A 23,454-nucleotide genomic window follows, 5' to 3' on the forward strand; every position below is an offset into this window, starting at 1 on the left:
GCACATGGCATCTTACAACGCGCGCAACCGCGACCCATTGTTGGACAGCACCACCCAGGCCGCGATCGAGCGGCGCAGCAAGGAACTGATCGGGATCGCCTTGATCTTGGCCGGCCTGGCCGCCGCGGCGATGGTCTGGTCCTACACGCCGGATGATCCGAACTGGATGGTCTCGACCGACGCGCCGGTGCAGAACTGGCTGGGCCGGTTCGGCGCTTCGATCGCCGCGCCGTTGTTCATGATCGTGGGCTGGGGCAGCTTTGGCATCGCGCTGGTGCTGGTCGGCTGGGGCGTGCGCTTTGCCGGCCATTTCGGCGAGGATCGCGCCGTGGCCCGCCTGATTTTCGCGCCGATCTGGATCGCCGTGCTCTCGGTCTATGCCGCAACGCTGGTGCCCGGCGCCGAATGGCGCGCGACGCACAGCTTTGGTCTGGGCGGTCTGTTCGGCGACACGGTGATGGGCGCGCTGCTGACGCTGTTGCCGATCTCGTCGCATTTCATGGTCAAGCTGATGTCGCTGGCCATGGCGGCCGGCATGCTGGCATTGGGCGTCTTTGTGCTGGGTTTCACCAAATCGGACGTCCGGCGCGGGTTCCGGGCTTTCCTGCTGGGTCTGGTGATGGCCTATGACATGCTGATGACCGCGCTGGGGCAGGGGGCTTCGGCCACGGCCCGTGCCGCGCAGGCGCGCCGGGAAAAGTGGCAGGAACGCAAGGCAACCCAGGCCGCCGGTGCCGAATTCGAGGATGAACTGGCCTATGCCGATCCGGTCTTTGAAGAGCCCGAGATCGCAGCCCCCGAGCCGGTCAAAACGGGCCTGCTTGCGCGCATGCCCGGCCTGATCCGCCGCCCCGAGCCGATGCCCGAACCCGAACTGGTCGACCCGGAACCTGTCACCGGATATGACGAGATGCCGGGCGAGGACCGGATCCGCTCGAAGATCTCCGCGGTGATCCAGAACCGCAAGGTCGCCACCGGTGAAATCGCGCCCGAGCCCGATCCGAACCGCCCGCTGACCAAGGGGCGCGGCCGTGGCCCTGACCCGCTGATCCTGAATGCGCCGCGTGCGGGCAACCTTCCGCCCGAACCTCCGCTGACTGCTGCCGGGCTGCCGCCCGAGCCGCCGTTGACCGGTCAGCCGCCGCAGCCGTCTGCGGAAATGGAGACGTTCGCGGAAGACCCGCTTTCGGCTTATGCGCCTGAGGATATCGACGACGATCAGGTGTTCGAGGATGCAGAGGACCCAATCGCCGAGGCGCGCCCGGCCATGAAGATCCCGGTTGCCGAACCGCGCAAGCCGGTTGTGGCGCAACCCGTCCGGCGCAACGTCCTGCCGTCGCGACGGGCTCAGGCCGAAGCGCAGCCCAGCCTGTCTTTCGAAGAGCGGCACACGGATTTCGAACTGCCGCCGCTCAGCCTGTTGACGAACCCGTCGGGCATTCAGCGTCATCACCTCAGTGACGAAGCGCTGGAGGAAAACGCGCGGATGCTGGAGAACGTGCTGGATGATTATGGGGTCAAAGGCGAGATCGTCAGTGTCCGCCCCGGCCCAGTCGTCACGATGTACGAGTTGGAACCCGCGCCGGGCTTGAAAGCCAGCCGCGTGATCGGGCTGGCCGATGATATCGCCCGGTCGATGTCGGCCCTGTCGGCGCGTGTCTCGACCCTGCCCGGACGTTCGGTCATCGGCATCGAACTGCCCAACGAGAACCGCGAGATGGTGGTCCTGCGCGAAATCCTGGCAAGCCGCGATTTCGGCGACGGCACCCATGCGCTGCCGCTGGCGCTGGGCAAGGATATCGGCGGAGACTCGGTCGTGGCCAACCTGGCCAAGATGCCTCACCTGCTGATCGCCGGGACGACCGGTTCGGGCAAGTCGGTGGCGATCAACACGATGATCCTGTCGCTGCTCTACAAACTGACACCGGACGAATGCCGCCTGATCATGATCGACCCCAAGATGCTGGAGCTTTCCGTCTATGACGGCATCCCGCATCTGCTGTCGCCGGTCGTGACTGACCCGAAAAAGGCGGTGGTTGCCCTGAAATGGGTCGTCGGCGAAATGGAGGACCGCTATCGCAAGATGTCCAAGATGGGCGTGCGCAACATCGCCGGCTACAACGGCCGGGTGAAGGACGCGCTGTCCAAGGGCGAGATGTTCAGCCGCACGGTCCAGACCGGGTTCGACGACGAAACCGGAGAACCCGTTTTCGAGACGGAAGAGTTCGAACCCAAGGCCATGCCCTATATCGTCGTCATCGTCGACGAGATGGCCGACCTGATGATGGTGGCCGGCAAGGAGATCGAAGCCTGCATCCAGCGTTTGGCGCAGATGGCACGGGCCTCGGGCATCCACCTGATCATGGCTACGCAGCGGCCCTCGGTGGACGTCATCACCGGCACGATCAAGGCCAACTTCCCGACCCGGATCTCGTTCCAGGTGACGTCGAAAGTCGACAGCCGGACCATCCTGGGCGAGATGGGGGCCGAACAGCTGCTGGGGCAGGGCGACATGCTGTACATGGCTGGCGGCGCCAAGATCACCCGCTGCCACGGGCCGTTCGTGTCCGATGAAGAGGTCGAGGAGGTCGTGAACCACCTCAAGCAGTATGGTCCGCCGGACTATGTCGGCAGCGTTCTGGACGGCCCGTCCGAGGACAAGGCCGACAATATTGACGCGGTTCTGGGGCTGAACACCGGCGGCAACACCAACGGTGAGGACGCCCTGTACGATCAGGCGGTTGCCATCGTGATCAAGGATCGCAAGTGTTCAACCTCGTACATCCAGCGGAAACTTGCCATCGGCTACAACAAGGCTGCGCGGCTGGTCGAGCAGATGGAGGACGAAGGCGTTGTTTCGGCAGCAAATCACGTGGGCAAACGCGAAATCCTCGTCCCGGAACAGTAGGATATTTAATAACAAGGGCAGAGCGCATATCTGTGTGTCATGAAACAGATTGCCTTTGCCCTTGCCCTTGCTTTGACTGCCCCGGCAGCCTGGGCCGCCGACAAGCTGCCCTTGTCGCAAATCTCGAACTATCTGAACGGGCTGAAGGCCGTTCAGACGACTTTTACCCAAGTCAACGATGACGGATCGCTGAGTACCGGCAAGTTGTGGCTGCAGCGCCCCGGCAAGATGCGGTTCGAATACGATCCGCCCAACAGCGCTGTCGTGCTGGCCAATGCCGGCACCGTGATGGTGTTCGACCCCAAATCAAACCAGCCGCCCGAGCAGTACCCGTTGAAGCGCACGCCGCTGTCGCTGGTTCTGGCGCGCAACGTGAACCTGTCGCAGGCCAACATGGTAGTCGGCCACACATTTGATGGCACAGCCACGGTCGTCACCGCGCAGGACCCGAAAAACCCCGAGTCCGGACGGATCGAGCTGATGTTCACGGCAAATCCGATCGAGTTGAGGAAATGGGTCATCTACGACAACGCCGGGGGTCAAACCACGGTGCTGCTGGGCCCCCTCAACGAAGATGTCAGAATCGACAGCGACCTGTTTTCGAACAAGGCGCGGCGCGGGTCAGAAAACCGCTGACCCGCGGCTCTTTCAGTAGCGACAGCTGGACAGCTGCGCCTGGTACATCTGCGCACGTGCGTCCACGTCATTGGCCACGTTCAATAGCCAGGTCTTGCCGTAGTGGCTGCCGCGTGCGTAACCCGCGCGACCTTCGTGATACGCCAGATACTGGTTCCGCGTGTCGCTGGTCGAGATGCCGATCTTCTGACTGCTTTTGTTCATGTACCAACCGACGAAATCTGACGCGTCACGAATGCGGTCACGCTTGGCGCGCCGCTTCCCCGTTTCGCGCTGATATTCTTCCCAGGTTCCGTCCAGGGCCTGGCTGAAGCCATAGGCGCTGCTCTGACGGCCCATCGGAATAACCCCCAGAACATATTTGTGGGGCGTCCGCGCGTCGTGACGATAGCGGCTTTCTTGGTAGATGGTTGCCATCTGGACATGAACCGGGACACCCCATTTGCGTTCGGTGCTTTTGAACGCCTTGATCATGTCCGGCCGCTCGCGCGCGATGGCGCAAGCGTCATTGAGGTTGCTGGGCGGACGCTGTGCGCCGCCCCCACAGGATGCCAAAAACAGCACCCCGAAGAGTACGAGAAGTTTTCTGCTCATGTGCCTCGTGCCTTTTTTCTTTATTCTAGCGCAGATTGCAGGCTGAGGAAATCACAATCGTATAAGAAACTGTGCCGCAGGCCGCCGACTGTCAGGCATAGGTTCACAGACTGTTTCCGGGAATTTCAGATCAATGATTGGCAATTGCCGGCGGAAAGGTTTAGTAAGTCCCTTGGGGGCTGAAACAATGCTGAAGACACATGCAAAGTACCGCCTGGGCCAGGTGGTTCGTCACAAGAAACATCCCTTCCGAGGGGTGATTTTTGACGTGGATCCGGAATTTGCGAACACCGAGGAATGGTACGAGGCAATTCCCGAAGACAGCCGCCCGATCAAGGATCAGCCGTTCTACCATTTGCTGGCCGAGAACGATCAATCCTTCTATGTGGCTTATGTATCAGAGCAAAATCTGATTGCCGACCAGTCAGGCGAGCCTGTTGATCATCCTGATATTCCCAACATGTTTGGGCCGTTTCAGGACGGTAGCTATCCGTTGCACTTCCAACTGAACTGATACGGTGCTGACGCCGTTGCGGCGTCAGTAACCCAAAGCGCAACCGTCCTTTCGGGGGTCGCTGGCGCCTTCCAATACTCCGCTTTGATGGATTCGGATCGCCTGTGCACCGCCCAAAGGTGTTTCCGTCTCGACGACATTGTGGCCCAAGTCTGACAATTGTTGCGCGATCCTGCGGTTGTAGCCCGGTTCGATCTTCAAGATCGAACCGTCGGCAAAAGCGCGGGGTGCGTCGACGGCGTGCTGCAGCCCCAAGTCGAAATCCAGAAGGTTGGAAATCAGGCGCGCGTGGCCTGTCGGCTGATAGGCCCCGCCCATCACGCCGAACGGCATGGCAATCTGGCCGTTTTGCTTCAGCATCGCGGGAATGATGGTGTGCATCGGGCGCTTGCCGCCGCCCAGCTCGTTCGGATGCCCCGGTTCAAGGTTGAAACCACATCCGCGGTTCTGCAGGAGAATGCCAAACTTTTCCGAGGCGATGCCCGATCCGAAGCTGTGGAAGATCGAATAGATCAGAGAAACAGCCATACGATCCCGGTCGACGACCGTGACGTAAACCGTGTCCTTGTGCACAGCTTCGGTCAGCGGGGCGGCGGCGGTCATGGCGCGCCGGGGATCGACTAGCCCGGCCAGCTTTGCCGCCGTTTCCGGCGCCAGAAAATGCTCCATGCGCGACGTATGATCCGGGTCGGCGATGAACCGGTTGCGTGCATCGTAGGCCAGCTTGGTCGCCTCGGCTTCGATATGCGCCCGTTCGGCGCCCCACGGGTCCATGCCGGCAATGTCGAAATGCTTAAGGATGTTAAGAAGCAGGATCGCAGTCGCGCCTTGTCCGTTCGGCGGATGTTCAAGCAGTTCAGCGTTGCGGTAGTCGCTTCCAACCGGTGAGGCTTCGATGAACTTTGTGTTGTGAAAATCGGTGGCCGAATGAATCCCGCCTCGGGAATTCAAGGCAGCCAGCATGTCATCGGCGATTTCGCCCTCGTAAAAGGCGTCACGCCCATTTCGGGCAACGCGACGCAGGACTTCTGCCTGACCCGGAGCGCGAAACATCTGACCTGTCGTTGGGGCGCGGCCGTCGATCAGATAGTGATCCCGCGCTGCGCCCTGCAGCGTTTCGGCCCCGATCGACCAGTCATGCGCGACGCGGGGTGCAACCGGAACGCCCGTTTCGGCATAGTGAATTGCAGGTTGAAGAAGGGCCACGATCCCCAATCGACCCTCGGCCTCTGACAGGTGGCAGAATGCGTCAACAGCCCCGGGGATCGTCACCGCTTCGGGGCCGTCAAGTGGCACCGCAGCCGACCCACGGGCCCGCAGATCTTCGGCCGAGGCGCCAGCGGGCGCCCGCCCGGATCCGTTCAGCGCGCGCACCTTCGTTTCGCCAGCGCGATTGTAAAGAACGAAACAGTCGCCACCCAGACCTGTCATCTGCGGTTCGCAGATGCCCAGAAGTACGCTCGCGGCAATGGCGGCGTCCATCGCGTTTCCGCCGCGGCCCAGAATGTCCAGCGCCACCTTTGCAGCCAGCGGATGCGAGGTTGCGCACATCCCTTCGGTCGACAAAACCTCGGAACGGCCGGGGGCATGGAAATCGCGCATGGAATGGGTCTCCTCCTGAACGGGTCGACACTAGGGTGCCGTTGGCTGATGTCCAGTCATTTCAAGGAGAAGGTCCTCGGCGCCGTTCACTGGGTGGGGGCTGTGACACATGGCGCCGAGGGAAGCTATCTGAGCTACCCCTTGTTTCTGCCCGTCGTTTGCGGCGCGACAATGGTCCGATCTGGGCGTTATTGTGGCCGATCCGCTTTTTTTGTGCGCTCAAACAGCAAGAATAGCAGGTTCTGGCCGTTTCTGCGGTCATACCGCACCTCGTCGGCCAATGTGCGGATCAGGAACCAACCGAATCCACCTTCGGGCAGGTTTGAAGTATCGGTTTCCACACTGGCGGGAATACCATCAGGCATCTTCAGGCCGGGCAAGGGGTGCCCGGTGTCAGTGATCTGGACCTCCAGGTAATCTTTGGAGTCCAGCATGGAAACCCGGACCATTCCGGGCGCGCGCTCAGCATAGGCGTGTTCGACAACATTGTTGATCGCCTCGGCCAACACGATCTTGATGTCCGCAGTCTTTTGCCCCGGCAAGCCGAGATTCGACAGCCCTGCGTGCAGCGAAGCGATGGCGCGGCTGGCCTCGGCTTCGACGGCAGGGAACGCCACTTCGAGTCGGCCGTCTTCGCAGTTGACTGTCACGCCATTTGCCCCCTGGCGCTTCACTCCAACTCGGAGGCCAGCGCGTCATCCAAGTTGGGATGCAGTTTGAAAACCGTATCCATACGCGTCAGCCGAAAAACCTTGGCCACGACAGGCTGCAATCCCGCCAGTTCCAGCCTGCGCCCATTTCCAAGTTGCTTCATGGACGCCACGATCGCGCCCAATCCACTGGAGTCTATGAACTCGACCGCAGACAGGTCCAGGATGATCCGACCGGCGCCATCTGCGGTTTGGGTCCGCATGTCTTCCTTGAACTGTATCGCCATGGCGGCGTCGATGCGGGCGGCGTCGACTGTGATGATCTGCGTTTCGCCTGTCGTTTTGCTGCTCAGTGCCACGTGACTCCCCTCGGATTCCGTCGATCGATCGTAGAAATACGCTAGACGGCATTTCTTACCATTCGGTATCCAAGCACACGACAAAAGGAGGAGTCGTCACATGAAAGAGGTTGTGATCGCTGGTGCGGCCCGGACGCCGATGGGCGGGTTTCAAGGAATGTTCGACGGCGTGCCTGCGGCAGAACTGGGTGGCGTCGCCATTCGTGCGGCGCTTGAAAACGCCAAGACGCAGACGGTCGACGAGGTTTTGATGGGCTGCGTTCTGCCCGCCGGTCAGGGGCAGGCTCCGGCGCGTCAGGCAGGGTTTGCGGCAGGTCTGGGAGAAGAGGTACCTGCGACCACGCTGAACAAGATGTGCGGGTCGGGCATGAAGGCGGCGATGATGGCGTTCGATCAGATCGCGCTTGGCCATGCAGACTCGATGGTTGCGGGTGGGATGGAAAGCATGACGAATGCGCCCTACTTGCTGCCCAAGATGCGCGGCGGGGCTCGTATCGGTCACGGCCAGGTGGTGGATCACATGTTCCTGGACGGGTTGGAAGATGCCTATGACAAGGGCCGCCTGATGGGCACTTTTGCCGAAGACTGCGCCGAGGCTTATCAATTCACCCGAGAGGCGCAGGACGAATACGCGTTGAAATCGCTGTCGAATGCGCTCGAAGCGCAGGCCAGCGGGGCCTTCTCGGACGAGATCGCAGCCGTCACGGTCCGAAGCCGCAAAGGTGAAATCATTCAGGATTCGGACGAGCAGCCCAAATCGGCGCGGCCGGAAAAGATACCGACGCTGAAGCCGGCATTCCGCAAGGATGGCACGGTGACGGCGGCCAATTCCTCGTCAATCTCGGATGGCGCGGCGGCGCTGGTTCTTGCTGCGGCTGACACGGCCGAGGCGCGCGGCGTGAATGTACGTGCCCGCATCCTGGGCCACGCGAGCCACGCCCAGGCGCCCGGCCTTTTCACGACGGCTCCGGTCCCGGCCGCGCAGAAGCTGCTGGAACAGATCGGTTGGAGCAAGGACGACGTGGACCTGTGGGAAGTGAACGAGGCGTTTGCCGTTGTTCCGATGGCCTTCATGCACGAAATGGGCCTGCCGCGCGACAAGGTCAACGTCAACGGTGGCGCCTGTGCCCTTGGTCATCCGATCGGTGCCTCAGGTGCACGCATCATGGTGACGCTTCTAAATGCACTCGAGAAGCGTGGCCTGAAGCGCGGAGTGGCCGCGATCTGCATCGGAGGCGGCGAAGGCACCGCAATCGCGATCGAGCGGGTTTGACGCTTTGGCATTTTGCCATTAGCTGAACCGGGCCGCAGAGGTTGCGGCCCGGTTGCACATTGGAAATGACCCCATGAAAGCTGACTACGCGCTCTTGTCCAAAACCATCGAAGCCCTGACGGAAGGTGAAACTGACCAGGTCGCTCTGATGGCCACCGTCGCCTGCGAGGTGCATCACAGCGACGACCGCTTTGACTGGACAGGGTTTTACCGTGTGACCGAGCCGGAGTTGTTGAAGATCGGACCCTATCAAGGCGGGCATGGGTGTTTGGTCATTCCGTTCTCGCGCGGGGTCTGCGGGGCAGCAGCGCGGACCGGAGAGGTTCAGCTGGTCCCGGATGTGGATGCGTTTGAGGGGCACATTGCCTGTGCCTCGTCGACCCGGTCCGAATTGGTTCTGCCGGTGCGGGACTCTGCGGGGCAGGTCATCGGGGTCTTTGATATCGACAGCGATCAGCCCGATGCGTTCGAGCAGGCCGATGCCGATGGGCTGTCGCGTATCCTCGCGCAGGTTTTCGGGCGTCTGTAGAACCTTTATTCCGGTTCGATTCCCGAGGCTTTGAGCTGAGAGTCCGGCTCCACGTGAATGATGGTCCGGGCCTCGGGCAGCTTTTCGGCGATTGCATCTTCGATCGCGTCACAGATGTCGTGGGCGTCACCGACTGTCATGTTGCGATCGACGACCAGATGAAATTCGATGAACACGGCTTTGCCGGCCCGTCGGGTGCGCAGATCGTGGATCTGCAAGGCTCCCTGAGACGAGTTCCGAACGGCGGCCTCGATGATGTCCGTGTCCTCGGTGTGGGCCGCTGAATCCATCAGATCTCCGGCCGAATGGAAAATGACCTTCCAACCTTCGCGCAGAATATTCGCGGCCACCAGAATGGCCAGCAACGGGTCAAGAACGGCCCAGCCTGTGAGCAATACGAGGATCAGCCCCAACAAGACCCCGGCCGAGGTCCAGACGTCGGTCATCAGGTGGCGCCCATTGGCGGTCATGGCCGGCGAGCGCCGTTTCTGACCCGCCGAGATCAAGACGCGGGCCCAGACCAGGTTCAGGACCATGGCCGCTGCGTTCACGGCCAGTCCGATCGGTCCGAGCTGGTCCAGGTGAGGCGCGAACAAGGCGCCCCAGGCTTCCTGAATGATCAGGATTGCGGCGAGAACGATCAGGGTCCCCTCGGCGATGGCCGAGAAGTTCTCGGCCTTGTGATGTCCGAAAGGATGATTGCTGTCGGCAGGACGCTCCGCCATTCGAATGGCAAACCACGCCAGCAGCGCGCCAACCACGTTGACCAAAGATTCCATTGCGTCGGAATACAGAGCGACCGACCCGGTCAAATGCCATGCCAGGACCTTGAGCAGCAGCACCAGCAGGGACACCGCCACTGACCCGATGGCCAGCGCCTGGGACGAAGTTCTGTCAATCATTTGCAACCATTGCCCGATCGCACTGCCAAATGCCAGTTTCAAACAGAACTGTAGGTGAGGAACAGGTAGATCGCGCCCGCCTGCAGAGCCGTAATCGCATACAGCAGAGTCGTCAGCCGCTTTTTTCGGGTCTTGTGCCCGAATATCCAGCGACCCAACAAAGCTGCGGGGCTGCCGCCCAACAGCGCCAGTCGCAAAAGCCACTTCTCCGGGACACGCCGCCTGCGTCGGATCGCCCGCAGCTTGTCCCAGCCGAACACCAGCAAAGTCAACGCGTTGATGGCCCAGAAATACAGAATGACGATCCACATTCCGCAGCCATAGCGTGGAAGGATCAGGATCGGTAGTGAAAAGTCTCTTGGAATTTTCACCGATTCGGGACATCGTGAAAAATGTGACGTAAATTTCATGAATCGGGGGTGGTAGCGTGAACGACCAGGCCCATATCGCTGCGACGCTGGGGGCGGACATTCGCGCGCTGCGCAAGGCGCGCGGGTTGACGCTGACCGATATCGCTTCGCGGTTGGACCGGTCGGTGGGCTGGCTCAGCCAGGTCGAGCGCGATTTGTCTGCTCCGTCGATCTCGGATCTGCGCCTGATCGCGGAATGCCTGGGTGTGCCGATGTCGATGCTGTTCGCCCATACCGGCGTTCTGGCCGAGGAACAGGGCTATGTGGTTCGCGCCGGTTCGCGCCGGCCGATGGGGTCGGGCGAGGAAGGGCTGATCGAGGAATTGCTGTCGCCTGACCTGACCGATGATTTCGAGATGGTGCATTCCACCTTTGAGCCCCACTCCCGGATGCAGACCCCGGCCAACCGTCCGACGCAGGAGGTTGGATACATGATCTCGGGCCGTCTCGACCTTACGATCGGAGGCCGAAATTTCACCGTCGGCGTCGGGGACAGCTTTCGGATCAAGCACGAACCCTATCAATGGGCGAACCCTTACGACGAACCCGCCGTGGCCGTCTGGGTGATTGCTCCGCCGGTGTACTGATGAGCTTTGAGGCCTGGACCATATTCGCGCTGTTCTGGGTGGTGTTCGTGACCACGCCGGGTCCGAATGCGGTGAATTGTATCTCGAACGGGATGAGCCTGCCATTTCCCAAGGCGATGCTTGGGGTTCTGGCGATCCTGACCCAGGCCAGCGCCTTTCTGATCCTGTCGGCTCTGGGGGTGACAGCCCTGATCGCGGCCTCGCCAACCGGGTTTTTTGTGGCCAAGCTGATCGGGGCGGGGTTCCTGATCTGGATGGGACTCCGGGGGTGGATGAACGCCGCGCGTCCCGCGCCGGCCAGCCAGCGCCCGGCCCGCCATGTCTATCTCCATGCCTTGGCCGTCGCCACGATCAATCCAAAGAGCGTCGCAGGTTACCTGGCCGCGTTTTCCCAGTTCGTGCAGCCTGATGTGCCGATCTGGCAGCAAATGGCGATCATCATGCCGACGGCGCTGATCATCACGACGCTCAGCTACACCGGGTTCACACTGTTGGGTGCGGTGATGGGGCGGGCGGCGCTGGGCGCCGTGTTCAACGTCTGGGTGCGCCGCGTCATGGCCACCTGTTTCATCATTTATGGCGTCCTGCTGGGAACCAGCGCGGCACCTGCAGGAAAGGGATAGAACCATGCAAAAAGGATCGTGCCTTTGCGGTTCGGTGGCCTTCACGATCAACGGAGAGCTGTCACCGCCCTCGGCCTGCCACTGCGGGCAATGCCGTCGGCAGTCTGGGCATTATTGGGCCTCGACCGCGACCCACCAGGACAACCTGACCCTGAACAGCAGCGATACTCTGGGATGGTTTCAGGCTTCGGACACGGCCCGGCGTGGTTTCTGCAAGTCTTGCGGAAGCTTTCTGTTCTGGCAGCACAAGGACGAAGACACGATTTCGGTTTCGATGGGCGCACTGGACCAGCCTTCTCAGTTGAAACTGGCCCGCCACATCTTCGTGGCGGACAAGGGCGACTACTACGACATCACGGATGAACTGCCCCAAAGGGCACAATGACAGGGATCTAGAAACATGAGCGATTTTCCGACCAAGGCCCGCGTGGTCATCATCGGTGGCGGCGTCGTAGGGGCGTCCTCGCTGTACCATTTGGCCAAAAAGGGCTGGACTGACTGCGTTCTGCTGGAAAAGAACGAGCTGACCGCAGGTTCAACTTGGCACGCGGCTGGCAACGTGCCGACATTCTCGACCTCGTGGGCGATCATGAACATGCAGCGCTATTCGACCGAGCTGTATTCGCGCCTTGGCGAAGAGGTCGACTACCCGATGAACTACCACGTGTCCGGCTCGATCCGTCTGGCGCACAGCAAAGAGCGGATGCAGGAGTTCCAGCGGGCCATGTCGATGGGCCGCTACCAGGGAATCCCGATGGAAATGTGGACGCCGGAGCAGGCCAAGGAACGCTACCCGTTCCTGGAAACTCATGATCTTGAGGGCGTTCTGTATGACCCGACCGATGGAGACATCGACCCTGCGCAGCTGACCCAGGCGCTGGCCAAGGGCGCACGCGACATGGGGCAGAAGATCATCCGGTTCTGCCCGGCCACGGGCGTGACCCAGCATGACGACGGCACCTGGACCGTCCACACCGAAAAGGGCGACATCGACTGTGACTATGTCGTCAACGCGGCCGGCTACTACGCGCAGCGCGTGGGCGAATGGTTCAAACCCTTTGGCGGCCGCACCGTGCCGGCGATGGTCATGAGCCACCAGTATTTGCTGACTGACGAGATCCCCGAGGTCGAAGCCTGGTCGAAGGAAAACGGTGGCAAGCTGCCGCTGCTGCGCGACGTGGATATCTCCTACTACCTGCGACAGGAAAAGCACGGCTTCAACCTTGGCCCATACGAGCCCAACTGTAAGGGCCACTGGATGACCGAGGACGACCCGATGCCCGAGGATTTCAGCTTCCAGCTGTGGAACGATGATCTGGACCGGATCGAGGACATCGTCACCGACGCGATGGAGCGGGTGCCGCTGATGGCGACCTCGGGCGTGGGCCGCGTGATCAACGGGCCGATCCCTTATGCGCCGGATGGCCTGCCCCTGATTGGCCCGATGCCGGGGGTCAAGAACGCCTTCGAGGCGCATACCTTCACCTTCGGCATCGCCCAAGGCGGCGGTGCAGGCAAAGTTCTGGCCGAATGGATCGTGGATGGCGCCACCGAATGGGATATGTGGGCCGTCGATCCGCGCCGCTACACCGATTACACCGATCAGGATTACTGCAACCAGAAGGGAATGGAGGTCTACGGCAACGAATACGCCATGCACTTCCCCCATCACGAATGGCCCGCCGCGCGCGACAAGAAGCTGTCGCCGGTTCACGCCAAGGTCAAGGAACTGGGCGGCGTCATGGGCGTCTACAACGGCTGGGAACGCGCCAACTGGTTCGCGCAGCCGGGGGATGACACTTCCGAGGAAAGCACCCACACCTGGGGCCGCTCGGGTCCGTGGGAGCAGCGGATCAAGGAAGAATGCGAGGCCGTGCGCGACCATTGCGGCGTGCTCGACCTGCCGGGTTTCTCGCGCTTTGTCGTCAAGGGCGAAGGCGCGGCCGAGGCGTTGCGCGGGCTGGTCACCGGCGGCCTGCCCAAGGTGGGGCGGATCAACCTCGTCTACATCGCCGACGATCGCGGCCGCATCCTGACCGAGATGTCCTGCATGCGCCTGGGCGAGGATGAGTTCGTGATGATCACCGCCGCCACCGCGCAATGGCACGACCGCGACATCCTGAGGAACGCAATGCCCGCGGGCGTCACGGTCGAGGACGTGACCACCACCCGCGACACGCTGATCGTGACCGGTCCGAAATCCCGTGAGATCCTGTCGGGCCTGACCGACGCCGACCTCTCTCTGGGTTGGCTGACCCATCAGGCGGCCACCGTGGCCGGACAGCCCGCCCACCTGATCCGCGTGTCCTTTGCCGGTGAACTGGGCTGGGAGGTGCATGCGCTCAACGAGCACGTGCCCGCGATCTATGACGCGATCCTTGCCGCCGGGGCCAAGCCGTTCGGCATGTATGCGCTGAACAGCCTGCGCATCGAAAAGGGATACCGCGCGTGGAAGGGAGATCTCAGCACCGACTACTCGCTGCTCGAAGGCGGGCTGGAGCGCTTCGTCAAGTTCGACAAGCCGCAGGATTTCCCGGGCAAGGCCGCGTTGCTGGCGGAAAAGCAGCGTGGAGTGAAGAAGTCTTTCGTCACGCTGGTCGTCGAGGCCGGTGACCGCGATGCGCCTTACATGTCCTGCATCTGGCAGGGCGATCAGATCGTGGGCGAGACTACGTCGGGCGCCTGGGGCTATCGTGTCGGCAAGTCCGTTGCGCTGGGCATGATCAAGGCCGATCTGGCCAACCCGGGCACCGAGCTCGAGGTGGAAATCTACGGCGAAAAGTGTCGCGCCGTGGTACAGGAGGATCAGCCGCTGTGGGATCCCGCAAACGAGCGGCTGCGCGCCTGACACAAGGAGGCCAATATGCGCCCGCGATATTCCAAGCAGGGACCCGGTGAGGGTCCCAACTATGACTGGGAGAATGACCATACCTTCGTGAAGGTTTCCGGTCAGGACACGGGCGGGGCCTACACCCTGATGGAAGACAACTTGAAGGCCAGCTTCGCGCTTGGCCTTCATCGCCACGACAGCCACGCCGAGACTTTCTATTTTCTCGAAGGCGCCGTGGATTTCTACGTCGACGGAGACTGGCACCTGTGCATGCCGGGCACCACCATGCATGTTCCGCCGGGTGTGCCGCATGCTTGCCGGGTGGCCGACAACAAACCGGCACGGATGCTCATGATCTTTCAACCCTCCGGGTTTGACGGTTTCCTTGCGGAACTGGCAACCATGACCCAGGCAGATTTTGAGGACGAGGCCAGGATGGCCGATCTGAATGCCCGCTACGACATCGTGCCGATGGGGCCGGTGCCGCCCCATCCCGACGACCAGACCTGAGAAGCCAGCGAAATGAATGCTCCAAAGACGATGTGCGGTGTCTATCTGACAGGTCACGGTGGTCCAGAAGTTCTGGAATGGCGCGAGGATATTCCGGTTCCGGTACCCGGGCCCGGGCAGGTTCTGGTTCGCGTGGTCGCGGCAGGCGTCAACAACACCGACATCAACACGCGGATCGGATGGTATTCCTCGGACGTCACCGGCGCGACGGACGCGGTTGACCAAGAGGTCGAAGCCGGCGGGTGGGGCGGCGCGCTGTCCTTTCCCCGCATTCAAGGCGGAGATATTTGCGGCATAGTCGAGCAGATCGGGCCGGGTGCCGGCGTCAAACCGGGGCAACGCGTGACCTGCCCGATCAACCTGCCGCGCCCGCGCCCGGGTAACCCGACAGGCTTCATCGCGCTTGGGTCCGAGATCGACGGGTCTTTTGCGCAATACTGCCTGCTCGAGGCGGATGACCTCTATGACGTGACCGCCTCACCGCTGTCGGACGTGGAAATCGCCGCCATCCCCTGTGCGTTCGGGACGGCCGAGAACCTGTTGACCCGCGCGGGCGTGACTGCCGGGCACAAGGTGCTGATCACCGGCGCCTCGGGCGGCGTCGGGCTGGCGGCCGTGCAATTGGCAGCCTTGCGGGGAGCAACCGTCTGGGCGGTGACCACTGCGGCCAAGGCCGAAGTGGTGCGGGCGCAGGGTGCGGCTGGGACGTTCGACCGCGACACGCCGCTGCCGCCGGACAGCTTTGACGTGGTGATCGACGTAGTCGGCGGCCCGGCCTTTCCCGGACTGATCCGGACGCTGAAGCCGGGCGGCCAATATGCCGTGTCCGGGGCCATCGCCGGCCCGATCGTGCAGGCCGACCTGCGCGAGATCTACCTGCGTGACATCACGATCCACGGCTGCACCCATCAGGCTTTCGAGGTCTTCGGCCGGTTGGTCGAGTTGATGAACGCGGGTCGGATCAAGCCGTTGATTTCCAAGACTTACCCGCTGCGCGAGATCGTGCAGGCGCAGACGGACTTTCAATCAAAGACCCTGCCCGGAAAGCTGGTTCTCATACCGTAAGGAGGCACCGAGATGGCAGACATCACGCTGTTGGATGGTTCGATCGGTCAAGAGCTGGTCAAACGTCGTGGCGAACAGCCAACCGCCTTGTGGTCAACCCGCGTAATGATCGACGAGCCGGGGTTGGTCGGAGACATCCATCGGGATTATTTTGACCGCGGGGCAACCGTCGCGACGACAAACACCTACGCCGTGCACCGTTCTCGCCTCGTACGAGCGGGGATCGAGGACCAGCTGGAGCAACTTATTGATGCGGCTCTGACACAGGCCGAACTGGCGCGCTATGGGCGGGCGGGGCGTATCGCCGGTGCGCTGGGCCCCTTGCTGGCCACCTATCGCCCCGATCTGAACCCCGATCCCGACGAGGCCGCGCAGAAATTCGCGGAACTGGTGCGATTGATGCAGAACCGGGTGGACCTGTTTCTGATCGAAACCGTCTCGTCCGTGACCGAGGCCGAAGGCGCGCTGCGTGGAACTGAAGGCTGTGGCAAGCCGGTCTGGCTGGCCCTGTCGGTCATGGACGAGGACGGTACGCGGCTGAGGTCGGGCGAACCGCTGGGCGCGATCGCGCCACTGGTCGAACGCTTCGATCCCGAGGCGGTTCTGATCAATTGCACCCGACCCGAGGCGGTGCCCGCGGCGCTGGAGATCCTTGCGGAACTTGAAAAGCCCTACGGTGCCTACGCGAATGGTTTCACCCGGATTTCCGACGGCTTCCTGAAAGACGCTCCGACAGTCGACGCGCTGGAGGCGCGCCACGATCTGGACCCGTCGGCCTATGCCGTACATGCGATGAGTTGGGTTTGCCAAGGGGCCACGATCATCGGTGGATGCTGCGAAGTGGGCCCTGAGCACATCGAAGCTTTGGCCAACGCCCTGCGCTCGGCCGGGCACAGGATCGTGTGAGTGGCGGGTATGGCGGAGAAACCGGACCCTGGAAAACCCGAAGGCGTCAAGGCGCAGTGGCATTTTGACATCATCACCGCGCCGGGCTTCGTTCTGCTGGAACTGGCGTCGGTGGTGGATGTGCTGCGTCTTGCCAATCGGGTTTGCCCGCACCCGCCGTTCACTTATACCTATCGGTCGCTCAAGGGGGGGACCATCGTCAGCAGCAGTGGCGCCAGCATCCCGACCCAGCCCGTTACGCGCCAACCGGACGCCGACTATTTGTTCGTGATCGGCAACACCGACCCGGACCAGCCCGAGCTGTCGCTGGGCCGGGTTGTGTCCGACTATACCTATCGCGGTGCGCAGGTCTTTTTGCTGGCCGAGGCCGCCAGCCGATACATTGACGAACACGGAACGCCCGACATGGCAACACATTGGGAAAACGCGTCGATCTTCCGCGAACGCGGTGCCCGGTTCGAGGCCAAGCTTTCGATCGCGACCGAGCAGGGCCCGGTCGTGACCTGCGCGGGAATGGGGGCCACGGCCGATATTGCTTTGGCGGTTATCGGGCGTCACATCTCGGGGCCGGCCAAGATGACGGTGGCTGACATCATGCTGCACGAACATATCCGCGACTTTTCGTCGTTGCAGCCGTTTTCGGGCGCCAAGACGACAACGACCGGGGACGCCCGGCTGGATCAGTGCATCAAGTTGATGCAGGCCAATATCGAAGATCCATTGCCCATCAATCAACTGGTCGAAGAGCTTGGAATGTCGAACCGCTCGCTGGAGCGCAAATTCAAGACATTCTTCGGCACCACACCGAATGGGTTCTACCGGGAGATGCGGTTGGCCAAGGCCAACAACCTGCTTTTGAATACCACTATGAGCGTGCGTGAAATCGGCCTCGCCTGCGGCTTTCCCAACGGGTTCTCATCCGTTTACAAAAGCTTTTTCGGGATCACGCCATTCGCTCTGCGCCGCCAGAAACGCCAATCGGCGCTGCGGTGATTTTTGTGCCGCAGTTGACGTTTTTGCTGCATTTTTTGTCGCCTGTTCGTGGCATTCTGAAACCGACTCGAGATTGGAGACTTCGGAATGGTTGATCTTCCCAGCAAGGCCCGCGTGGTGATCATCGGTGGCGGTGTGATCGGATGCTCGGTGGCCTATCACCTGACCAAGAAAGGCTGGAGCGACGTTGTTCTGCTGGAGCGCAAGCAGCTGACCAGTGGCACGACCTGGCACGCGGCGGGCCTGATCGCACAACTGCGGGCCACCGCGAACATGACCAAACTGGCCAAGTACAGCCAGGAACTCTATGGCGCGCTCGAAGAGGAAACCGGTGTCGCTACTGGGTTCAAACGCTGCGGCTCGATCACCGTAGCGCTGACCGACGAGCGCAAGGAAGAAATCTATCGCCAGGCCGCCATGGCCCGCGCCTTCGGGGTCGAGGTCGAGGAGATCTCGAACGAGCGGGTGGCCGAGCTGTATCCGCATCTGAATCTGGATGGGGTCAAGGGCGCGGTCTATCTGCCGCTGGACGGACAGGGCGACCCAGCCAACATCGCGCTGGCGCTGGCCAAGGGTGCCCGTCAGCGCGGCGCCGTCGTCAAGGAACGGGTCAAAGTCTCCGAGATCGCAAAGCAGGGCCGCAAAGTTACCGGCGTCGACTGGATGGCGGATGACGGCAGCGCCTCGGGCCATATCGAATGCGACATGGTGGTGAACTGCGCCGGGATGTGGGGCCATCAGGTGGGGCGCATGGCAGGTGTCAATGTACCACTGCATGCCTGCGAGCACTTCTACATCGTGACAGAGGGCATCGACGGGCTGACCCAGCTGCCGGTTCTGCGGGTGCCGGACGAATGCGCATATTACAAGGAAGATGCCGGAAAGATCCTTCTGGGTGCGTTCGAGCCGAATGCCAAGCCCTGGGCCATGAACGGAATTCCCGACAGCTTCGAATTCGACCAACTGCCTGAGGATTTCGACCATTTCGAACCGATCCTCGAGGCCGCCTGCAACCGGATGCCGATGCTGGCCGAGGCCGGGATTCATACCTTCTTCAACGGCCCTGAGTCCTTCACGCCCGACGACGCCTATCACCTTGGGCTTGCGCCCGAGATGGACAATGTCTGGGTCGCGGCCGGGTTCAACTCGATCGGGATCCAGTCTGCGGGCGGCGCGGGCATGGCGCTGGCCGAATGGATGGACAGTGGCGAGAAACCCTTTGACCTGGGCGACGTGGACATCAGCCGGATGCAGCCCTTCCAGGGCAACAAGCAGTATCTGTTCGAGCGGTCCAAGGAAACGCTGGGCCTGCTCTATGCCGACCACTACCCCTATCGGCAAAAGGCCACGGCGCGCGGCGTGCGCCGGACGCCGTTCCACCATCACCTGAAAGAAAACGGCGCCGTCTTTGGCGAGCTGGCCGGCTGGGAGCGCGCGAACTGGTTCGCCAATGAGGGGCAGGAACGCGAATACCGCTACAGCTGGAAGCGCCAGAACTGGTTCGAGAACTCGGCCGCCGAACACCGCGCAGTGCGCGAGAACGTGGGCATGTATGACATGTCCTCGTTCGGAAAAATTCGGGTCGAAGGCCCCGATGCCCAGGCTTTCATGAACTATATCGGTGGCGGCGACTACGCGGTTCCAAACGGGAAGATCGTCTACACCCAATTCTTGAACCGGCATGGCGGGATCGAGGCAGACGTGACAGTGACCCGCCTTTCCGAGACCGCCTATCTGGTCGTGACCCCGGCGGCGACGCGACTGGCCGACCAGACGTGGATGATGCGTCATTCGGGCAATTTCAATGTGGTCATCACCGATGTCACGGCCGGCGAAGGCGTTCTGGCGGTGATGGGCCCCAACGCGCGGACCTTGCTTGAAAAAGTTTCGCCCAACGACTTCTCGAACACGGCAAACCCATTCGGCACCGCGCAGGAAATCGAGATCGGAATGGGCCTGGCACGCGTTCACCGCGTGACCTATGTGGGCGAACTTGGGTGGGAGGTCTACGTGTCGTCGGATATGGCCGGCCACGTTTTCGAAACGCTGCACGAGGCTGGGCAGGACATGGGCCTGAAGCTGTGCGGCATGCACATGATGGACAGCTGCCGGATCGAAAAGGGCTTCCGTCACTTCGGCCATGACATCACCTGCGAAGATCACGTTGTGGACGCCGGTCTCGGCTTTGCCGTCAAGGTGGACAAGGGATGTGATTTCATTGGCCGAGATGCGGTGATTGCCCGCAAGGACAGCGGCCCCCACAGCCGGCTGTTGCAATTCAAGCTGACCGACCCTGAACCTCTGCTGTTCCACAACGAACCGATTATCCGAGATGGCGAATATGTGGGCTACATCAGCTCAGGAAACTATGGCCACACTTTGGGTGGCGCGATCGGCATGGGTTATGTCCCCTGCAAGGGCGAAAGCGCGGCCGACGTGCTGTCCTCGACATACGAGATTGACGTCTGCGGAGTAAAGGTCCGCGCCGAGGCGTCGCTCAAACCCATGTACGATCCGAAATCCGAACGTGTGAAGGTCTGATGGCGGGTTGGGGGCGTTGCTCCTATGCAATTGCATAGCGCCGGATGGAGGTTCTTGACGAGGCCTCCATCTGGCCAAGACTTTACCGGAAAACCGAGCATAGCCGAACATGGTTCTGCCGGTCGCACACCGGACGATAGGGCCGCCGACCCATCACAATTCGTTATGAGCGTCTTCAAGCTTTTCTGAGTTTCAATGGCAAGGGACTTTGCCTAAAGACGGGGGGTATCAGCTGGAGACCATTCATGGCCGAGCGCCCGACCCAAGCCCAGAACACGGATTCGCCAAAAGGCCTTGCGCTGGCTGTTACGGCGTATGTCCTTTGGGGTTTTCTGCCGCTCTACATGAAGGCAATGGCGCATATCGGTCCCGTCGAAATCGTGGCGCATCGCATCATCTGGTCGGTGCCGGTGGCCGGGCTGTTGCTGGTCGCGCTGGGGCGAACCGGTGATCTGAAGGCGGCGCTGCGCGATCCGCGCATGTTGGGAATGGCATGCCTGACGGCGGCCCTGATTTCGGTGAACTGGGCTATCTACGTCTGGGCGATCGCCAGTGGCAACGCTCTGGACGCGGCGCTGGGGTATTATATTAACCCGCTGTTCAGCATAGCGCTGGGAGCGATCCTGCTACGCGAGTCCCTGACCCGAACACAGTTGATTGCCGTGGGGCTTGCCGCCTTGGGCGTTCTGGTTCTGGTGGTCGAGGCCGGCCGTCTGCCATGGGCGGCGCTGGGGTTGATGGTCAGCTGGGGATTTTACGCGTTCTTCAAGCGCTCGTTGCCCATCGGACCAAACCAGGGATTCCTGCTTGAGGTTCTGATTTTGCTGGTTCCCGCGCTGGCTTATGTGACCTGGTTGGGCGCGGAGGGTACCGGACATTTTGGAGGCGCCGCAACAGATACCATGCTGTTGGCCGGGGCAGGTATCGTGACCGCCGTTCCGCTTCTGGTCTATGCCAACGGCGCCAAGCTGGTGCGGCTTTCGACCATGGGTATCCTGCAGTACATCGCGCCGACCATGATATTCATCACGGCGATCACGCTGTTTGGTGAGCAGATCGACCGCGGGCGCATGATTGCCTTTCCGTTGATCTGGGCCGCACTGGTAGTCTATTCAGTGCCCATGATCCGTCAGGTGCGCGGTCAGACCTGATCGAGGATCATTCGCGCGGCCTGCTCTGCCCAAAGCCGATAGGCTTTGGGGCTTGGGTGATAGCCGTCCACAGCCGCCAGGGCCGGATCGTCGGGCAGGTGCAGCGCCAAATGCCGGGCCTTGGGGAAGCTCGCGATCACCTCTCTCAGCCCTTCGTCAAGGCGCGCGGATTGGCGTCCCAAAATCCATGCCAAGGGCTGTGGTAGCGCCGGGAACCGATCCATCTGCGGGACGCCCGTCACGATCACAGTCCGCACGCCCAGATCGACGGAAAGCAAGCGCATCAACTCGGCCTGTTGACGTTTGAACCGGTTGCAGGTCACGGCTCGGGTGACGTCGTTGACGCCCAAGGCCGTAACAGCCGCGTCAAACTGGCCTTCGATCCTGCGCAGGTCTTCGATCGCGTTACCGGTCGTGTGGCCGGTCGTTGCGACAAGGCGCCACTCAACGCTGAACTGGCGGCTGAGCAGTTTCACCAACTGGCCCGACAGCGCCTGTTCCTGAGTGCCAGCCCCAACACCTGCGGCGGAACTGTCGCCGGTGATCAGCAGGCGCAGTCTCGGCCCGCGGCCTTGCCGGCCCTCACGCGCACCGGAAGGTTCGGGCAGCTGCACGGCCCCTCGTCGCACCATCAGAGCCTGTACCGCCAGCACCGGCAGCAGCGCAACTCTCAGAAGCTGATCGGCGGCAATGGGCACGGGTGGCTCAGCTCAAAGCGTTCCGAAATTCTAGGAACCGGGGGTCTTTCATAACGCGCGCCATCATGGCCTCGCGCAGGGCGCCAACGGTCTTGTAGGGACGCATGGCGACTTCGAATGTCTGAATCAGCCCGTCATCGTTGAGCTTGATCAGGTCAACGCCAACAGCGTCCAGTTCACCCACCTTGCATTGAAACTCCAATGCCCAGTCTTTGCCATCGCCCATGATCCGGCGGTAGCGAAACTCGGAAAAAACCTGTCCAACATGACCCAATACCGCCGCCACCGGGGCGCGGCCTGTCCAGGTGCTGTAGTAGGTCGGCGGAAGGAACTGCACGTCTTCGGCCAGCAATTCATGGATCAGGCTCTCGTCGCCCTTGGCGACCACTTCCTGCATTCGTTCGATCGTCGGGTGCATGTCATCTCCTCTGCCTGGCGCGAGAGTTGCCGAGAAGCCTTCTCATCGCAAGGACGACGTTGCGAGAGGCGGCGCCCTGCGATAGGCAGCGCGCATGAGCGATACCTATGATCCCCCTAAAACGCCGCTGGACGTGCTGCACGAGGATGCGCAGGTGATCGTGGTGAACAAGCCGGCGGGCCTGCTGTCGGTGCCCGGCCGTGGAGAGCACCTGGCCGATTGTCTGCTGGTCCGTGTGCAGGCCGCATTCCCGCAGGCCTTGCTGGTCCACCGGTTGGACCGCGATACCTCCGGCGTCATGATCTTTGCCCAGACACCGCACGCTCAACGGTATCTGGGGCAGCAATTCGAAAACCGGCAGACACGAAAAACCTACGTCGCCCGTGTGTGGGGTCGGGTGGAACCAAAGACCGGCACGGTAGACTTGCCGTTGATCGTGGATTGGCCCAACAGGCCGCGCCAGATGGTGTGCCACGAAACCGGAAAGCCGGCAGTCACGGATTGGCGGGTCGTCCGGTACGACGGGGACACCACCCGCGTTCGCCTGTTTCCAAAAACCGGTCGCTCGCACCAGTTGCGGGTCCATATGCAGGCACTGGGCTATCCGATCCTGGGCGACCCGTTCTATGCCGAAGGACCGGCGCGCGATTTTCCAAGGCTGATGCTTCATTCCGAGGAACTGCGCGTCAAACACCCCGAGGATGGCATATCGATGAAATTTCGCGCTCTGCCGGATTTCTGAGCGCCTTGGGGGC

General features: G+C 61.8%; 24 protein-coding genes. 16 read left to right on the forward strand and 8 right to left on the reverse strand.

All coding sequences use genetic code 11. The annotated features are described in order from the left end of the window. Positions 1 to 4: 4 nt before the first annotated feature. Both ACR0MM_RS12245 and ACR0MM_RS12250 read left to right on the forward strand, forming a co-directional pair. Positions 5 to 2,908, forward strand: a complete 2,904-nt coding sequence (locus tag ACR0MM_RS12245) for a DNA translocase FtsK (RefSeq protein WP_170582532.1) — start codon at positions 5 to 7, stop codon at positions 2,906 to 2,908. 39 nt (positions 2,909 to 2,947) lie between these two features. Then, entirely contained in the window at positions 2,948 to 3,544 is a 597-nt protein-coding gene (locus tag ACR0MM_RS12250; protein ID WP_170341318.1) for a LolA family protein, read from the forward strand. A 12-nt stretch (positions 3,545 to 3,556) separates the two neighbouring features. On the opposite strand, the gene ACR0MM_RS12255 is transcribed toward ACR0MM_RS12250, so the two are convergent. Beyond that, the gene (locus ACR0MM_RS12255) at positions 3,557 to 4,138 is read right to left on the reverse strand and encodes a transglycosylase SLT domain-containing protein (RefSeq protein ID WP_093964271.1); all 582 of its coding nucleotides are present in this window, start codon (positions 4,136 to 4,138) and stop codon (positions 3,557 to 3,559) included. A gap of 187 nt (positions 4,139 to 4,325) precedes the next feature. Here ACR0MM_RS12255 and hspQ point away from each other — a divergent pair, with 187 nt between their 5' ends. After that, a complete protein-coding gene (gene hspQ / locus ACR0MM_RS12260; protein ID WP_170341320.1) occupies positions 4,326 to 4,652 on the forward strand; it encodes a heat shock protein HspQ in 327 nt (108 codons plus the stop codon). Between the two features lie 24 nt (positions 4,653 to 4,676). Here the strand turns inward: hspQ and ACR0MM_RS12265 are convergent, their stop codons facing one another. From ACR0MM_RS12265 to ACR0MM_RS12275, 3 genes are all read right to left on the reverse strand, one after another. Beyond that, on the reverse strand, positions 4,677 to 6,254 hold the full coding sequence (locus tag ACR0MM_RS12265) for a gamma-glutamyltransferase family protein (RefSeq protein ID WP_480696419.1): 1,578 nt from the start codon (positions 6,252 to 6,254) through the stop codon (positions 4,677 to 4,679). A gap of 188 nt (positions 6,255 to 6,442) precedes the next feature. Then, positions 6,443 to 6,904, reverse strand: a complete 462-nt coding sequence (locus tag ACR0MM_RS12270; RefSeq protein WP_480696421.1) for an ATP-binding protein — start codon at positions 6,902 to 6,904, stop codon at positions 6,443 to 6,445. 20 nt (positions 6,905 to 6,924) lie between these two features. Then, positions 6,925 to 7,263: an STAS domain-containing protein gene (locus ACR0MM_RS12275; RefSeq protein ID WP_170342291.1), complete on the reverse strand. Its 339-nt coding sequence runs from the start codon at positions 7,261 to 7,263 to the stop codon at positions 6,925 to 6,927. Positions 7,264 to 7,363: 100 nt separating this feature from the next. On the opposite strand from ACR0MM_RS12275, the gene ACR0MM_RS12280 reads away from it, so the two are divergent. Both ACR0MM_RS12280 and ACR0MM_RS12285 read left to right on the forward strand, forming a co-directional pair. Further along, positions 7,364 to 8,536, forward strand: a complete 1,173-nt coding sequence (locus tag ACR0MM_RS12280; protein WP_170370041.1) for an acetyl-CoA C-acyltransferase — start codon at positions 7,364 to 7,366, stop codon at positions 8,534 to 8,536. 73 nt (positions 8,537 to 8,609) lie between these two features. Then, positions 8,610 to 9,065, forward strand: a complete 456-nt coding sequence (locus ACR0MM_RS12285) for a GAF domain-containing protein (protein WP_170342295.1) — start codon at positions 8,610 to 8,612, stop codon at positions 9,063 to 9,065. Positions 9,066 to 9,070: 5 nt separating this feature from the next. Here the strand turns inward: ACR0MM_RS12285 and ACR0MM_RS12290 are convergent, their stop codons facing one another. Both ACR0MM_RS12290 and ACR0MM_RS12295 read right to left on the reverse strand, forming a co-directional pair. After that, entirely contained in the window at positions 9,071 to 9,967 is an 897-nt protein-coding gene (locus tag ACR0MM_RS12290; protein ID WP_170341329.1) for a cation diffusion facilitator family transporter, read from the reverse strand. Between the two features lie 38 nt (positions 9,968 to 10,005). After that, positions 10,006 to 10,338, reverse strand: a complete 333-nt coding sequence (locus ACR0MM_RS12295; protein WP_367647105.1) for a DUF1294 domain-containing protein — start codon at positions 10,336 to 10,338, stop codon at positions 10,006 to 10,008. Positions 10,339 to 10,394: 56 nt separating this feature from the next. Here ACR0MM_RS12295 and ACR0MM_RS12300 point away from each other — a divergent pair, with 56 nt between their 5' ends. The 10 genes from ACR0MM_RS12300 to rarD all read left to right on the forward strand — a co-directional run bounded on the left by ACR0MM_RS12300 (position 10,395) and on the right by rarD (position 21,583). Next, on the forward strand, positions 10,395 to 10,964 hold the full coding sequence (locus ACR0MM_RS12300; RefSeq protein WP_093964278.1) for a helix-turn-helix domain-containing protein: 570 nt from the start codon (positions 10,395 to 10,397) through the stop codon (positions 10,962 to 10,964). Then, positions 10,964 to 11,587, forward strand: coding sequence for a LysE family translocator (locus tag ACR0MM_RS12305; protein ID WP_093964279.1), 624 nt, complete (start codon positions 10,964 to 10,966; stop codon positions 11,585 to 11,587). Before ACR0MM_RS12300 ends, ACR0MM_RS12305 begins: the two co-directional genes overlap by 1 nt. Positions 11,588 to 11,591: 4 nt before the next feature. Next, positions 11,592 to 11,972, forward strand: a complete 381-nt coding sequence (locus ACR0MM_RS12310; RefSeq protein WP_480696424.1) for a GFA family protein — start codon at positions 11,592 to 11,594, stop codon at positions 11,970 to 11,972. Between the two features lie 15 nt (positions 11,973 to 11,987). Then, positions 11,988 to 14,435 carry a GcvT family protein gene (locus ACR0MM_RS12315; protein ID WP_480696426.1) on the forward strand — a complete coding sequence of 816 codons (2,448 nt, stop codon included), beginning with the start codon at positions 11,988 to 11,990 and terminating at the stop codon, positions 14,433 to 14,435. Between the two features lie 15 nt (positions 14,436 to 14,450). After that, positions 14,451 to 14,927 carry a cupin domain-containing protein gene (locus ACR0MM_RS12320; protein ID WP_480696428.1) on the forward strand — a complete coding sequence of 159 codons (477 nt, stop codon included), beginning with the start codon at positions 14,451 to 14,453 and terminating at the stop codon, positions 14,925 to 14,927. Positions 14,928 to 14,939: 12 nt separating this feature from the next. Further along, positions 14,940 to 15,992: an alcohol dehydrogenase family protein gene (locus ACR0MM_RS12325; RefSeq protein WP_480696430.1), complete on the forward strand. Its 1,053-nt coding sequence runs from the start codon at positions 14,940 to 14,942 to the stop codon at positions 15,990 to 15,992. A gap of 12 nt (positions 15,993 to 16,004) precedes the next feature. Then, complete coding sequence (locus tag ACR0MM_RS12330) at positions 16,005 to 16,898, forward strand: homocysteine S-methyltransferase family protein (protein ID WP_170391145.1); 894 nt, start codon at positions 16,005 to 16,007, stop codon at positions 16,896 to 16,898. Between the two features lie 9 nt (positions 16,899 to 16,907). Next, positions 16,908 to 17,891: a GlxA family transcriptional regulator gene (locus tag ACR0MM_RS12335; protein ID WP_170391144.1), complete on the forward strand. Its 984-nt coding sequence runs from the start codon at positions 16,908 to 16,910 to the stop codon at positions 17,889 to 17,891. A gap of 87 nt (positions 17,892 to 17,978) precedes the next feature. Next, the gene (locus ACR0MM_RS12340) at positions 17,979 to 20,432 is read left to right on the forward strand and encodes a GcvT family protein (RefSeq protein WP_480696433.1); all 2,454 of its coding nucleotides are present in this window, start codon (positions 17,979 to 17,981) and stop codon (positions 20,430 to 20,432) included. Between the two features lie 245 nt (positions 20,433 to 20,677). Further along, entirely contained in the window at positions 20,678 to 21,583 is a 906-nt protein-coding gene (rarD, locus tag ACR0MM_RS12345; RefSeq protein WP_170360854.1) for an EamA family transporter RarD, read from the forward strand. Here rarD and ACR0MM_RS12350 read toward each other — a convergent pair. Beyond that, the gene (locus tag ACR0MM_RS12350; RefSeq protein ID WP_480696435.1) at positions 21,574 to 22,281 is read right to left on the reverse strand and encodes an SGNH/GDSL hydrolase family protein; all 708 of its coding nucleotides are present in this window, start codon (positions 22,279 to 22,281) and stop codon (positions 21,574 to 21,576) included. The genes rarD and ACR0MM_RS12350 overlap by 10 nt on opposite strands. Before the next feature lie 7 nt (positions 22,282 to 22,288). Further along, entirely contained in the window at positions 22,289 to 22,699 is a 411-nt protein-coding gene (locus tag ACR0MM_RS12355) for a nuclear transport factor 2 family protein (RefSeq protein WP_170360856.1), read from the reverse strand. A gap of 94 nt (positions 22,700 to 22,793) precedes the next feature. On the opposite strand from ACR0MM_RS12355, the gene ACR0MM_RS12360 reads away from it, so the two are divergent. After that, positions 22,794 to 23,441, forward strand: coding sequence for an RluA family pseudouridine synthase (locus ACR0MM_RS12360; RefSeq protein WP_480696437.1), 648 nt, complete (start codon positions 22,794 to 22,796; stop codon positions 23,439 to 23,441). The last annotated feature ends 13 nt before the right edge of the window (positions 23,442 to 23,454 follow it).

Source organism: Ruegeria sp. BC6 (assembly GCF_056539185.1).

Excerpts from the sequence above, each read along its gene's own strand:
- ACR0MM_RS12315 (WP_480696426.1), top strand. The coding sequence starts at position 11,988 with ATGAGCGATTTTCCGACCAAGGCCCGCGTGGTCATCATCGGTGGCGGC.
- ACR0MM_RS12355 (WP_170360856.1), bottom strand. The coding sequence starts at position 22,699 with ATGCACCCGACGATCGAACGAATGCAGGAAGTGGTCGCCAAGGGCGAC.
- hspQ (WP_170341320.1), top strand. The coding sequence starts at position 4,326 with ATGCTGAAGACACATGCAAAGTACCGCCTGGGCCAGGTGGTTCGTCAC.
- ACR0MM_RS12290 (WP_170341329.1), bottom strand. The coding sequence starts at position 9,967 with ATGATTGACAGAACTTCGTCCCAGGCGCTGGCCATCGGGTCAGTGGCG.
- ACR0MM_RS12245 (WP_170582532.1), top strand. The coding sequence starts at position 5 with ATGGCATCTTACAACGCGCGCAACCGCGACCCATTGTTGGACAGCACC.
- rarD (WP_170360854.1), top strand. The coding sequence starts at position 20,678 with ATGGCCGAGCGCCCGACCCAAGCCCAGAACACGGATTCGCCAAAAGGC.
- ACR0MM_RS12325 (WP_480696430.1), top strand. The coding sequence starts at position 14,940 with ATGAATGCTCCAAAGACGATGTGCGGTGTCTATCTGACAGGTCACGGT.
- ACR0MM_RS12280 (WP_170370041.1), top strand. The coding sequence starts at position 7,364 with ATGAAAGAGGTTGTGATCGCTGGTGCGGCCCGGACGCCGATGGGCGGG.
- ACR0MM_RS12310 (WP_480696424.1), top strand. The coding sequence starts at position 11,592 with ATGCAAAAAGGATCGTGCCTTTGCGGTTCGGTGGCCTTCACGATCAAC.
- ACR0MM_RS12360 (WP_480696437.1), top strand. The coding sequence starts at position 22,794 with ATGAGCGATACCTATGATCCCCCTAAAACGCCGCTGGACGTGCTGCAC.
- ACR0MM_RS12285 (WP_170342295.1), top strand. The coding sequence starts at position 8,610 with ATGAAAGCTGACTACGCGCTCTTGTCCAAAACCATCGAAGCCCTGACG.
- ACR0MM_RS12250 (WP_170341318.1), top strand. The coding sequence starts at position 2,948 with ATGAAACAGATTGCCTTTGCCCTTGCCCTTGCTTTGACTGCCCCGGCA.
- ACR0MM_RS12340 (WP_480696433.1), top strand. The coding sequence starts at position 17,979 with ATGGTTGATCTTCCCAGCAAGGCCCGCGTGGTGATCATCGGTGGCGGT.
- ACR0MM_RS12305 (WP_093964279.1), top strand. The coding sequence starts at position 10,964 with ATGAGCTTTGAGGCCTGGACCATATTCGCGCTGTTCTGGGTGGTGTTC.
- ACR0MM_RS12335 (WP_170391144.1), top strand. The coding sequence starts at position 16,908 with ATGGCGGAGAAACCGGACCCTGGAAAACCCGAAGGCGTCAAGGCGCAG.
- ACR0MM_RS12265 (WP_480696419.1), bottom strand. The coding sequence starts at position 6,254 with ATGCGCGATTTCCATGCCCCCGGCCGTTCCGAGGTTTTGTCGACCGAA.
- ACR0MM_RS12255 (WP_093964271.1), bottom strand. The coding sequence starts at position 4,138 with ATGAGCAGAAAACTTCTCGTACTCTTCGGGGTGCTGTTTTTGGCATCC.
- ACR0MM_RS12320 (WP_480696428.1), top strand. The coding sequence starts at position 14,451 with ATGCGCCCGCGATATTCCAAGCAGGGACCCGGTGAGGGTCCCAACTAT.
- ACR0MM_RS12330 (WP_170391145.1), top strand. The coding sequence starts at position 16,005 with ATGGCAGACATCACGCTGTTGGATGGTTCGATCGGTCAAGAGCTGGTC.